The following is a 12,344-nucleotide window of genomic DNA, read 5'->3' as shown; positions in this document are numbered from 1 at the left end:
AGAAAATGATTGAATTACAATATTACTTATCAAATCTGCCGGATGCCCTGATATATGGTTTGTTGGCAATGGGAATTTACATATCGCTTCGGATTTTGGACATTCCGGATTTGACAACAGAAGGAAGTTTTGGCTTTGGAGCGGTGATATCTGTTCTGACTGCTTTGAATGGACATCCCATATTTGCTCTTTTTGCAGGAATGTTGGCAGGCGCCTGCGCCGGAATCATTACCGGTTTTTTGCAGACAAAGTTGAAGGTACATCCGGTATTAGCCGGAATCATTACCATGAGCGGACTGTATTCTATTAATCTGGTTGGCTATTCTATGACAGAGAAGGGTGCCACTACTAATTTGAGTTACGACAAAAATACGGTATTTGAAAAGGTAAAAGAGCTTTTGGAAATTCGGGGGCAGTTTCAGACCAGCGTGGTAAAGGCGGTGGTAAGTTTTGTGATTGTAATTCTGGTAGTATGTATCATGATATGGTTCTTCCGGACACGTATCGGTCTTTGTATTCGGGCAACGGGAGATAATCCGGATATGGTAAGTGCATCTTCCATCAATGTGGATAGAACAAAGATAATCGGATTAATGATAGCGAATGCACTGATTGGATTTTCCGGTGCATTGGCATCACAGAGTCTTGGATATTCCGATATTAACACGTCAAATGGAACTTTGATTTACGGTCTCGCAGCAGTCATTATCGGAGAAGCGATATTGGGAAAAAGAGGACCGGCAGTTGGAGTTGTGTCGGCAGTGCTTGGTTCTGTATTATATAAGTTAATTGTAGCCCTTGTTATCAGAGAAAACATATTCGGGGACAAGAGTGCCAATCTGATGAAGCTTACTTGTGCTTTGATTGTAGCCATTACATTGGCAATTCCGGCGGCGAAGCAGAAGATGGCAGAAAGAAAACAAAGAAAGGCGGAGAGATAATGTTAGAGATACAGAATATTACAAAAGCATTTGAAAAAGGAACCGTCAATGAACATGTGGCGATTAAAGACATGAGCCTTTCTTTGAAAAAAGGAGAGTTTGTTACAGTAGTTGGCTCGAATGGAGCGGGAAAAAGTACCTTATTTAATGCTATTTGTGGAAGTTTTCTGGTAGATGGCGGACATATTTTTTTGGATAATGAGGATATTACATACAAAAGTGAACATAAAAGAGCAAGGGAAATAGGACGTGTTTTTCAGGACCCCATGAAGGGGACAGCGCCAAATATGACCATTGAAGAGAATCTGGCACTTGCTTATACCAGGTCAGAACGGCATGCCAATCCGTTTTCGTCCGCAATTACGAAAAAGAAGATAGCATTTTTTCAGGAAAATCTTGCACGTTACCATATGGGAATAGAGGATAGAATGAAGACAAAGATTGGTCTTCTTTCCGGAGGTCAGCGTCAGGTTGTGACTCTTTTGATGTGTACACTTTCTGTTCCGAAATTGCTGTTGTTAGACGAACATACGGCAGCGCTTGACCCGGCGACAGCAGAAAAGGTTATGGAGATTACGAAAACAATTGTGGAAGAAAATAACATTACCACCATGATGATTACCCATAATTTGAAGCAGTCTCTGACTACCGGAAGCAGAACGATTATGCTGGATTCCGGTGAGATTATTTTGGATGTATCCGGAAAAGAACGGGAAAACATGACCATGGAAGATTTGATTCAGATGTATTCCATGAAAAAACAGAAAGAGTTTGATAATGACAGAATTCTGCTTTCCAGTGAGGGATAAAAGATAGCGGCAAAGTGAATGGAGGAAGGAAAACATGAAGTTGGAAAATTATGAGATGCATTTACCAAGCTATTCCATAGGAAGTGATATTTATGGACAGATAGAAAAGATTTGCAGTCCTTTTGGAAAAAAGGTCTTAATTATTAGCGGTGTAAAATCTTATGAAGCGGCTTCATCCAAACTGTTAAAAGCAATTCAGGAGAATGGGTTTGAAGTGATAGGACATGAATACTTTGGAACAGACTGCACTTATGCAGCGGTGGAACACCTGAAGGCACTTAAGGTGTATGGAGAGGCTGATATGGTGTTTGCCGTAGGCGGAGGAAAGTGTCTGGATACCTGTAAGTGCCTTTGTATCGAAGAGAAAAAGCCGATTTTCACGTTTCCGACCATTGCTTCTAACTGTGCAGCATGTACCTCTGTGTCCATCATGTATAATGAAGATGGAACCTTTTTAAAACCTCATTTTTTTACACAGCCGGCAATTCATGCGTTTATTGATACGGAAATTATGGCAAAAGCACCGGAGAAATATCTCTGGGCAGGAATCGGTGACACCTATGCAAAATACTATGAAGCAACCATTTCATCCCGTGGAGAGGATTTGCCACATTTTACAGCTCTGGGAGTATCAATGAGCCGTATGTGTCTAGACCCTTTGGTACAGTATGGAGCAAAGGCTTATCAGGATAACCGGAAGGGAATCTGTTCTTATGAACTGGAGCAGGCAGTACTTTCTATTGTGATAACGACGGGAATCGCGTCCATTTTCCTGACCAGGGACTTTACTCCGGATTATAACAGCGGACTTGCTCATGCAATTTTTTATGCGTTAACAGCCTATCCGGTAATAGAACGGGAACATCTTCACGGTGAAGTGGTCGGTTTTGGTGTGCTGTATGCTCTTTTGTGCGATGGACAGGAAGAAGAATTCCGGAAAATTTATCATTTGAATCAAGAACTGGGACTTCCACTGAAACTAAAGGATATTGGAATCACCAGAAAAGAGTTTGAAGAGACCATAGAGCGAATTCCGGAGATGTCGGATGTGAGACACTATCCGTATAAGATAACACAGGAAATGTTGCAGAGTGCTATGGAACGTCTGGAAAACATGTGATCTTTACCATAATTTACAAAGTTGCTGAGGTTGCTATCCCCACAAGATAATGTTATAATTATTTAGAATGAATACAAACCGTAGATGTAAGAGAAAGGGGAAAGAAATGAAAGCCAGAAGACTTACAGCAGCACTGTTGGTGGTTGTATTATGTTTTTCACAAGTTACGGTAGCGTTAGCAGATAAGAAAACCGATGCTCAGAATAAGAAGAAAGAGGCAGAGGAAAATTTAGATAAAAAGAATAGTGAAATTGATGAAATTGAAAAGGAGCAGCAGGCGCTTCAAAACGAGATTGACCAGTTAGATTCTGAATTGGTACAGGTGATGATTGACCTGAGTACCTTAGAAGAGGAATTATCAATCAAGGAGGATGAACTTGCTCAGACGAAAGAGGAGTTAGAGCAGGCAAAGATTGATGAACAGAACCAGTATGAGGCAATGAAAAAGAGAATCCAATTCATGTATGAGAATGGAGATTCTACTTTACTTAGCAGTATACTGGAGTCAGATAACATTTCCGATATGCTTAACCGCGTGGAATATGTGAATGAAGTATATAATTATGACAGGGATTTATTAGTGACCTATCAGGAAACAAAAGAACAGGTAGCAGCGTTGGAAAAACAACAGGAGCAAGAGGTTGCCGAATTGACACAGGCGCAGGCGGATTATCAGGCCAAGGCTGTGGACTATGAGAACATGATAGCGCAAAAAGAAAAGACCATGGACAACTTTAGTGAGAAGTTGAAACAGGCGCAGGCATTGGCAGCACAGTATCAGGATACAATTAGTGCCCAGAATACGATTATTGCAAAGGAAGAACAACGAGAGGCAGAAGAACGCGCAGCGGCTGAAGCGGCAGCAGCGGCGGCAGCAGCAAATCAGAATAATAACAATAATAATGGTGGTACAGGAGGCTCCGGTGGTGGAAGCGGTTCTACTGGCGGTGGTCAGAATCTTAATCCGGGATATGCTACCAATGTAAGTGGAAGTGATGTGGTAGCATATGCGATGCAGTTTGTAGGTAATCCTTATGTATGGGGTGGAAAAGACCCGAATACCGGAGCTGATTGCAGTGGATTTACCAGTTATGTGTATGCTCACTTTGGAATTAAAATTCCAAGTCAGTCTTATGCTCAACGCTCTGTGGGCAAGGAAGTAAGTTATGAGAACGCGCAACCGGGAGATTTGATTTGTTACGAAGGGCATGTGGCGCTTTACATGGGAAATGGAAAAATCGTACATGCCAAAGGAAGGGCATATGGAATTGTAGGAAATGATAATGCTACATACCGGCCGATTATTACTGTACGGCGAGTGTTATAGGTGGTTAAAAATTTTCAGGAGGAAATAGAAATGAACATTGAAACATTACAAAAAGACATGATTGCAGCAATGAAGGCAAAGGATAAGGGAAGAAAAGATGCCATTTCTTCTTTGGTTTCAGCAGTAAAGAAGACAGCTATTGACGAAGGATGCAGAGAGAATATACCGGAAGAATTAGCAGATCGTGTTATCTTAAAGGAGTTGAAGACTGCAAAGGAACAGTTGGATACCTGTCCGGCAGAAAGAACCGATTTAAAGGAAGAATATGAATTAAGATATAATGTAATCAAAGAGTATGCACCTGCTATGATGTCCGAAGAAGAAGTGAAGACATACATTACAGAAAAATTTGCAGAAGTAGTAGCAACAAAGAATAAGGGACAGATTATGAAAGCTGTTATGGCAGAATTAAAAGGAAAGGCAGATGGAAAAGTCATCAATCAGGTGGTGGCAGATCTGTGTCAGTAGGAGAGTATAAATGGTAATTCAGTTGCCTGAAAAAGTGAAATATATTATAGATACCCTGATGGAAGCCGGCTACGAGGCATATGCAGTAGGCGGCTGCATCAGGGATTCTATTTTAGGACGAAAACCGGGAGATTGGGACATTACAACTTCAGCAAAGCCTATGCAGGTAAAAGAACTGTTTTCAAGGACGATAGATACAGGGATTCAGCATGGAACGGTAACTGTTATGATGAATGGGGAAGGTTTTGAAGTTACCACTTATCGCGTTGATGGGGAATATGAAGATGGTCGTCATCCCAAAGAAGTCGTATTTACGGCAAGTCTTCTAGAGGATTTGAAACGCCGTGATTTTACCATTAACGCTATGGCATATAATGAGAAAGATGGGTTAGTGGATGCTTTTTCCGGAATAGAGGATTTGGAAAAAAAGGTAATTCGTTGTGTAGGAAATCCAAAAGAACGTTTTGAAGAAGATGCCCTTAGGATGATGCGTGCGGTACGCTTTGCGGCACAACTTGGATTTTCTATTGAAGAAGAGACAAAAGGAGCCATTACAGAACTTGCGCAGAATCTTGCGAAAGTCAGTGCAGAGCGTATACAAGTAGAGTTGGTGAAGCTGTTGGTCTCTAATCATCCGGAGGAATTTCTAACCTTTTATGAGACAGGACTTACACGGATATTTTTGCCGGAATTTGATGCAATGATAGATACACCTCAGAACAACAAACATCACTGTTATAATGTAGGACAACATACCATAGAAGCGGTAAAGAACAGTCCACCGGATAAGATAATTCGTCTCACTATGTTATTGCATGATGTAGCCAAGCCGGTGTGCAAAAGTATGGATGAACAAGGGATTTATCATTTTTATGGTCATCCGGCCAAGGGTTCGGAAATGGCAAAAGAGATTTTAAAAAGGTTAAAGTTTGACAATGATACCATGCGCAGGGTTACAACTTTAATTAAGTGGCATGATGATACGCCGCCTTTAGAACCAAGGGCAATTCGTAGAGCTATTTCTCGAATTGGTTTAGAACAGTATCCGGCATTATTTGCGGTAAAACGAGCAGATACTATGGGGAAAAATCAATATCAGCGAGCAGAGAAACTAGCATATATCGAAGGATATCAAAAGCTCTATGAAGAGATTTTAGAAAAGCAGCAGTGTCTCACCCTAAAAGACCTTGCGGTAACCGGAAAAGATTTGATTGAAGCCGGAATGAAACCGGGAAAGGAATTGGGTGAAGTTTTAGAAAGGATGTTAGACTATGTACTAGAGCATCCGGAAGAGAATCAAAAAGAAATTTTAATGAAGCAGATAAAAATTTGAATACAATGAAACCCCTTCACATATGATAGAAAGACACAGAAAATAATCTGTGAATATGGTGTGGAGGGGTTTGTGTGTATAATCGAGAAAACCAGATTTTAGAACAGTATCCATTTGAAGTAAAGCAGACGGCAAAAGGTAGAGGAGCCCTGATTTGTGATACAGATAAAGGGCTTAAGATTTTAAAAGAATATAGGGGCTCTGAGGGTAGGGCAGAATTTTTATATTGTTTGCTTGAGTTTTTAAAGGAGCATGGACAAGAATACATTGACTGTATTGTGAAAAATAAAGAAGAAAAGGCAATTACTGTTGATGTGGATGGCACGGCTTACATGGTGCGGGATTGGTATGAAGGAAAAGAATGTGATACCAAGAACCGGGAGGATATTTTGCGTGCAGTGCAGCAATTGGCGAAGTTGCATAAGATAATGCGTGAATTTCCGCAAGAGATACCGGAGTATCTGAAGGGAAAAAATAATACGCTTCTTTTGGAAAATGAGAAGCATACCAGAGAATTAAAAAAGGTTCGCAATTATGTGTATTCCAGAAAAAAGAAAAATGATTTTGAACAGAAATTTTTGCAAAGTTACCCCATGTTCTACCGAGAGGCAGAGCAAGTGGTAGAATTGCAGAGAAAGGAGCTGGAACGGACAGATACCGATTCTATATATGGAATTTGTCATGGTGACTATAATCAGCATAACGTTATTTTTACCTCAAAAGGACTGATTGTTTTAAATTTTGAAAGAGCTTCCTATGATGTGCAGGCGGGAGACCTTGGGAATTTTATGCGTAAAATCATGGAAAAACATAACTGGAATATGGGGCTGGGGGTAGATATGCTGGCTGCTTATGAAAAAGTGAGGGAAATGTCGATAGAAGAATTAAATCAATTATATATTCGTCTTGCTTATCCGGAAAAATTCTGGAAGATAGCCAACCATTATTTTAATTCCAGTAAAGCATGGGTCTGCGGAAGGAATCTGGAAAAACTGGAAAAAATTATGGAACAGAACGAAGCGAGAGAGGCCTTCTTACTTTTAATGAAGCAGAAGGTGTGATATAATGAGCGCAAGTGAGTCGATATAACGCAAGAGAAAGGAGAGACTATGTTGCAGAAGAAAAAAGGAATACTATGGCTGCTCCTGTTAAGCATATGTTTCATTCTGCCGGGCTGCGGAGAAAAGAAGGCAGGTCTTACAGATGGCAGGGAAGTCTATGTGAAAGAAGAGAAGAACGAGAAAGAAGAAATAGAAGGAACAGAGGAAACAGAGGAACAATCGGATGATGAGCAGCTGTATTTTGTGATCGGATTAAATACAGAGCAGAAGAAAATTACATTAAAAGGTTATAATGAGAAAGAAGAAACGGAATATGATTATACCGGTGCTACCTATGTGAAAGATAAGTTTGGCAATGATATTACCATGGGTCAATTATCTGCCGGTGAAGCAGTAAATGTGAAATTAGAGAAGGACATGGTAACGTCGGTTCAGGTATCGGATGAAGTGTTTACATATGGAGATGTACATAATTTTACTTTGGATACAGAGAAAAAAACGATTACGGTAGGAAAAAACAATTATTATTATAATGATGATATTCAAGTGTTCTATCGAAATAGTAAGATTTCTATAGCGGAAATTAGTCAGTGGGACACCATATGTCTGAAAGGGATTGATAAAAAAGTTTATGCCATTCAGGTAACCAGTGGGCATGGAACTGTGGTTTTACAGAATACAGATATTTTTGAAGGTGGAAATATCACGATTGGAAATATATTATCTTTGGATATCGAAAAGGATATGAAGATTGAAGTACCGGAAGGAACTTATTTATTGTCTGTGGCCAATGATGGTTATGGTGGAAGTCGTGAGGTTACCGTAGAAGCAAATCGTGAAACGGCAATAAATTTAGAAGAATTAAAGGGGGAAGGACCGAAGTCCTGCACCATAAATTTTGTGATAGAGCCGGATAGTGCAACATTATATCTGAACGGAGAGTTAGTTGATCTTTCGCAGCCTTTAATACTCAAATATGGAAGGTATACCTTGAGTGCTAAGGCGGAAGGATATGCAGATTGGAAGAGGACACTTGTGGTGAATTCCGAAAGTGCTAATCTGAAAATAGAACTTCAGACGGAAGAAGAGGTAGAAGAGGAAGAAGCAGAAGAGGAAGAAACAACAGAAAGCACGAATACTACAGAAGATAGCGGAAAAACGCAGGAAGAGGCAGTAAAAGCACTAATAGAAGAAATCAGAAATGGAACATTAACTACCACGGATAGTAGTAGCACAAATTAATCTGTTTATATAAAAGTACAGGAAAAGTATTGAGAAAATCAATAATTTGAAGTATGATAGAAACATATATCATAAATAATCAGGAGGAAGAAATGGGATATAAAGAGATGTATCAGGAATGGCTGAATAATCCTTATTTTGATGAAGCAACCAAAGCAGAGTTACGGAGCATTGCAGCCGATGAAAAGGAAATCGAAGAACGTTTTTACATGGATTTGGAGTTCGGAACTGCCGGACTTCGTGGTGTAATTGGCGCAGGAACAAACCGTATGAATGTTTACACTGTAAGAAAGGCAACTCAGGGACTGGCAAACTATATTGCTGCAGTCAATGGACAGGCAAAGGGAGTTGCTATTGCATATGATTCTAGAAGAATGTCTCCGGAATTTGCAGACGAAGCTGCATTGTGTCTGGCAGCAAATGGAATTAAGGCATATGTATTTGAGTCTTTACGTCCAACACCGGAACTTTCTTATGCAGTACGCAAATTGGGATGTATTGCAGGTATCAATATCACTGCAAGTCATAATCCACCGGAATATAATGGTTACAAAGTATATTGGGAGGATGGTGCCCAGATTACTCCACCTCATGATAAGGGAATCATGGACGAAGTAAAGAAGGTAACTGATTATGCAACGGTAAAGACCATGGATAAAGAGGCAGCAAAGGCTGAAGGTCTGTATCAGACCATCGGAGCAGACATTGATGATCCATATATCGCTGAGTTAAAGAGTCTGGTACTTCATCAGGATTCTATTGATGCAGTAGGAAAAGACTTAAAGATTGTATATAGTCCACTTCACGGAACCGGTAATATCCCGGTACGTCGCGTGTTAAAGGAACTGGGATTTGAGAATGTTTATGTAGTACCGGAGCAGGAATTACCGGATGGAGAATTCCCTACGGTAAGTTATCCGAACCCGGAAGCAGCAGAAGCATTTGAATTGGGCTTAAAGCTTGGAAAAGAAGTAGATGCAGACCTGATTTTGGCAACAGACCCGGATGCAGACCGTCTTGGTGTTTATGTAAAGGATTCTAAAACAGGTGAATACCATAGCTTGACCGGTAATATGTCCGGATGTCTCATTGGTGATTATGTTATCAGCCAGAGAAAGGAAAAGGAAGGACTGCCAAAGGATGGCGCATTCATTAAGTCCATCGTTTCTACTAATATGGCAGATGCCATTGCAAAATATTATGGTATCCAGTTAGTTGAAGTATTGACCGGATTTAAGTTTATCGGACAAAAGATTCTGGAATTCGAGACCAAGGGAAATGGAACTTACTTGTTTGGTATGGAAGAAAGCTATGGTTGTCTGACCGGAACCTATGCAAGAGATAAGGATGCGGTAGTTGCATCTATGACATTGTGTGAAGCAGCAGCTTATTATAAAACCAAAAATATGACCCTTTGGGATGCCATGATTGAAATGTATGAGCGCTATGGTTACTACAAGGATGATGTACAGGCAATTACCTTAAAGGGAATTGAAGGTCTGGAAAAGATTCAGAAGATTATGGATACATTAAGAGAAAATACACCTTCTGAAATTGGTGGATATCAGGTGGTTTCTGCAAGAGATTACAAACAGGATACCATTAAGAATATGGAAACTGGAGAAGTAAGCGCAACAGGATTGCCAAGTTCTAATGTATTGTATTATGATTTGACGGACGATGCATGGATGTGTGTAAGACCTTCCGGAACAGAACCAAAAGTGAAGTTTTATTACGGTGTAAAGGGAACATCCATTGCAGATGCTGATGAAAAATCAGAGAAATTAGGCAAAGAAGTTCTTGCAATGATTGATAAAATGCTTTAAAATGGGCATCATTACATTAAAATATCTAAAAAAGCAAGAGAAAAAGTATACAAAGTGAAAATTCATATTTCGGCACATTTCATAAAAACCCGAAAAAAGCCTGTAAATATGGAATTTTCCTTGACAAAGCAGAGGAAAACAAGTATAAATATGTTTGTAGGTAATCTACTAGAGGAGTATTCACTTTGATAGAGATCATAACCTAAATATAATTATATTAGAGAAGAAATCCAGAGGAGGAATTTTGTCATGAACAAAGCAGAATTAGTTGCAGCAATGGCTGAAAAAACTGAATTATCTAAGAAAGATGCAGAAAAAGCATTAAAGGCTTTTACAGATGTAGTTGCTGAAGAATTAAAAAAGGGAGAAAAGATTCAGTTAGTTGGATTCGGTACTTTTGAAGTTTCTGAAAGAGCAGCTAGAACAGGAAGAAATCCACAGACAGGTAAAGAAATGACAATCCCAGCTTCTAAAGCTCCTAAGTTCAAAGCAGGAAAAGCTTTAAAAGATTTAGTAAATGCATAATAAGCATTGATTGTTTAAAATAGTATTTAAGAAGGACCTTCCGTTTTAGGAGGGTCCTTTATTACTTTAGTAAAAAGGTTATGTAAGAGAAAGGAAAATGATTATGAGATTAGATAAGTTTTTAAAAGTATCTCGTATTATCAAACGACGTACCGTAGCAAACGAGGCGTGCGATGCAGGAAGAGTGACTGTGAATGGTAAGGTTGCGAAAGCGTCTCTGGATGTTAAGGTAGGGGATATGATAGAGATTATGTTTGGAACTAAGAATGTTAAAGTAGAAGTACTTGATTTGCAGGATACCAGTAAGAAGGAAGAAGCAAAAGAGTTATTCCGGTATATATAAGCGATAGTTTATAAGAGAATACAGTCATAAAAAAATACCTCATTCATATATTTAAAAAGGACAATCCAAAGCCTAAAATATGGAAGGAGGATTTTTTATGGAAGAGCGAGGAATAGCTCAGAAAACTCACAAAATTATAATATCCAATCGGAAAAATGGTGTGCTCAATGGTGTCATAGATGTACTGTCCTTTGATGTGGGAGAAATATTGTTAGAAACAGAACTGGGAATGTTAATGATTAAGGGAGCAGACCTTCATGTAAAGCGTTTGACATTGGAAAAAGGTGAAATTGATATTGAAGGGAAAATCGATAGTTTGACCTATTCGGATGTAAAGACCGCAGCAAAGCAAGGAGAATCCTTGTTGGGAAGACTATTTAAATAATGGAAGTCAGTACAGAAATCATAAAAGAAGCAGATGTATTGTTTATTTCCCTCATTACGGGAATGATGCTGTTGCTGGTATATGATCAGATACGGATTTTTCGAAGGTTGATTCCACATGGAACTCTGTGGGTTGGAATGGAAGATATGCTGTTTTGGATTGCCAGTGCATTAGTTCTATTCGCGATGCTTTACCGGGAAAACAGCGGCTATATTCGAGGATTTGCTATTGGCGGTGTTCTGTTGGGAATGTTGATATATAATGTTCTCTTAAGTCGGCTAGTGGTAAAAGCCAGTGTTTTTGTGTTGAAAAAAATCTTGTTTCTTATTAGCAGACCTTTTGCGTGGACAGCCCGTTTATTCTGCAAACCAATAGGATTTGTTAGAAAAACTGGGAAGAAAGTAGTACGATTTATGAAAAAGCAATTGAAAAAAGTATGGAGAACAGTTAAAATAGGATTATGTAAACGGTAAGCAGAGGGAAGGAAGATAAGATGAAAGAGCGAGAACGGGCAAGAAGTTCAAGTGTGCAGAGAATGCGCATGCGCCGTCAGAGAAAACAGAATAAAGCAGGAATGTTATCTATTACCCTGATTGTGCTGATTTTAATCGGTGTTATGTCTGTTCAGATTGTTTCTTTGTATGAGAAAAATGAGGATTATAAGAAGAAGGAAACCGAGTTAAAGGCGCAACTGGAATCAGAGCAACAGCGTCAGGAAGAGATTAAGGAATACGAAGAATATGTAACTACCAAAGAGTACATAGAACAGATTGCAAAGACGAAATTAGGTCTGGTATACTCCAATGAAATTATTTTCAAGGAGAATTCAGATGATGGTCAATAGATGAATTTCTTAAAAAGCATAAGTTCCTTAGAATCGTCATAACCAGCGATTCTAAGGATTTTTTTGTCTAAAAGTTTTTGAAAAAGTGTATCTGGTTTGACAAAGATTTCAAAGAGGACT

14 protein-coding genes are annotated in these 12,344 nt (G+C 39.3%); all 14 read left to right on the top strand.

Annotated features, from left to right (window positions below):
- Window positions 1-5: 5 nt before the first annotated feature.
- The 14 genes from BIV20_RS13730 (at window position 6) to BIV20_RS13665 (ending at window position 12,224) form a co-directional block, all read left to right on the top strand.
- Window positions 6-941 carry an ABC transporter permease gene (locus tag BIV20_RS13730; RefSeq protein ID WP_075721107.1) on the top strand — a complete coding sequence of 312 codons (936 nt, stop codon included), beginning with the start codon at window positions 6-8 and terminating at the stop codon, window positions 939-941.
- Entirely contained in the window at window positions 941-1,750 is an 810-nt protein-coding gene (locus BIV20_RS13725) for an ABC transporter ATP-binding protein (protein ID WP_075721108.1), read from the top strand. The genes BIV20_RS13730 and BIV20_RS13725 overlap by 1 nt, the downstream gene beginning before the upstream one ends.
- Before the next feature lie 34 nt (window positions 1,751-1,784).
- The gene (locus BIV20_RS13720) at window positions 1,785-2,870 is read left to right on the top strand and encodes an iron-containing alcohol dehydrogenase family protein (RefSeq protein WP_192848886.1); all 1,086 of its coding nucleotides are present in this window, start codon (window positions 1,785-1,787) and stop codon (window positions 2,868-2,870) included.
- A 106-nt stretch (window positions 2,871-2,976) separates the two neighbouring features.
- Window positions 2,977-4,197, top strand: a complete 1,221-nt coding sequence (locus BIV20_RS13715; protein ID WP_158024937.1) for a C40 family peptidase — start codon at window positions 2,977-2,979, stop codon at window positions 4,195-4,197.
- Between the two features lie 30 nt (window positions 4,198-4,227).
- On the top strand, window positions 4,228-4,665 hold the full coding sequence (locus BIV20_RS13710; RefSeq protein WP_075721110.1) for a GatB/YqeY domain-containing protein: 438 nt from the start codon (window positions 4,228-4,230) through the stop codon (window positions 4,663-4,665).
- A 10-nt stretch (window positions 4,666-4,675) separates the two neighbouring features.
- Complete coding sequence (locus BIV20_RS13705; RefSeq protein WP_075721111.1) at window positions 4,676-5,998, top strand: CCA tRNA nucleotidyltransferase; 1,323 nt, start codon at window positions 4,676-4,678, stop codon at window positions 5,996-5,998.
- A 74-nt stretch (window positions 5,999-6,072) separates the two neighbouring features.
- Complete coding sequence (locus BIV20_RS13700; RefSeq protein ID WP_075721112.1) at window positions 6,073-7,059, top strand: CotS family spore coat protein; 987 nt, start codon at window positions 6,073-6,075, stop codon at window positions 7,057-7,059.
- A gap of 48 nt (window positions 7,060-7,107) precedes the next feature.
- On the top strand, window positions 7,108-8,301 hold the full coding sequence (locus BIV20_RS13695) for a hypothetical protein (protein ID WP_075721113.1): 1,194 nt from the start codon (window positions 7,108-7,110) through the stop codon (window positions 8,299-8,301).
- Between the two features lie 92 nt (window positions 8,302-8,393).
- A complete protein-coding gene (locus BIV20_RS13690; protein ID WP_075721114.1) occupies window positions 8,394-10,127 on the top strand; it encodes a phospho-sugar mutase in 1,734 nt (577 codons plus the stop codon).
- 249 nt (window positions 10,128-10,376) lie between these two features.
- Complete coding sequence (locus tag BIV20_RS13685; RefSeq protein ID WP_075721115.1) at window positions 10,377-10,652, top strand: HU family DNA-binding protein; 276 nt, start codon at window positions 10,377-10,379, stop codon at window positions 10,650-10,652.
- Between the two features lie 103 nt (window positions 10,653-10,755).
- Window positions 10,756-10,995: an RNA-binding S4 domain-containing protein gene (locus tag BIV20_RS13680; RefSeq protein WP_075721279.1), complete on the top strand. Its 240-nt coding sequence runs from the start codon at window positions 10,756-10,758 to the stop codon at window positions 10,993-10,995.
- Window positions 10,996-11,092: 97 nt separating this feature from the next.
- Window positions 11,093-11,380, top strand: a complete 288-nt coding sequence (gene yabP / locus BIV20_RS13675) for a sporulation protein YabP (RefSeq protein WP_075721116.1) — start codon at window positions 11,093-11,095, stop codon at window positions 11,378-11,380.
- Window positions 11,380-11,853 (top strand): spore cortex biosynthesis protein YabQ, encoded by a 474-nt coding sequence (yabQ, locus tag BIV20_RS13670; RefSeq protein WP_083655222.1) that lies wholly within the window; start codon window positions 11,380-11,382, stop codon window positions 11,851-11,853. The genes yabP and yabQ overlap by 1 nt, the downstream gene beginning before the upstream one ends.
- 20 nt (window positions 11,854-11,873) lie before the next feature.
- The gene (locus tag BIV20_RS13665; protein ID WP_083655223.1) at window positions 11,874-12,224 is read left to right on the top strand and encodes an FtsB family cell division protein; all 351 of its coding nucleotides are present in this window, start codon (window positions 11,874-11,876) and stop codon (window positions 12,222-12,224) included.
- Window positions 12,225-12,344 lie beyond the last annotated feature (120 nt).

Source organism: Roseburia sp. 499 (assembly GCF_001940225.2).
GTDB lineage: Bacteria > Bacillota > Clostridia > Lachnospirales > Lachnospiraceae > Petralouisia.
Note: the sequence above shows the minus strand (reverse complement) of the source record. Positions and strands in the feature narration are given on the sequence as shown.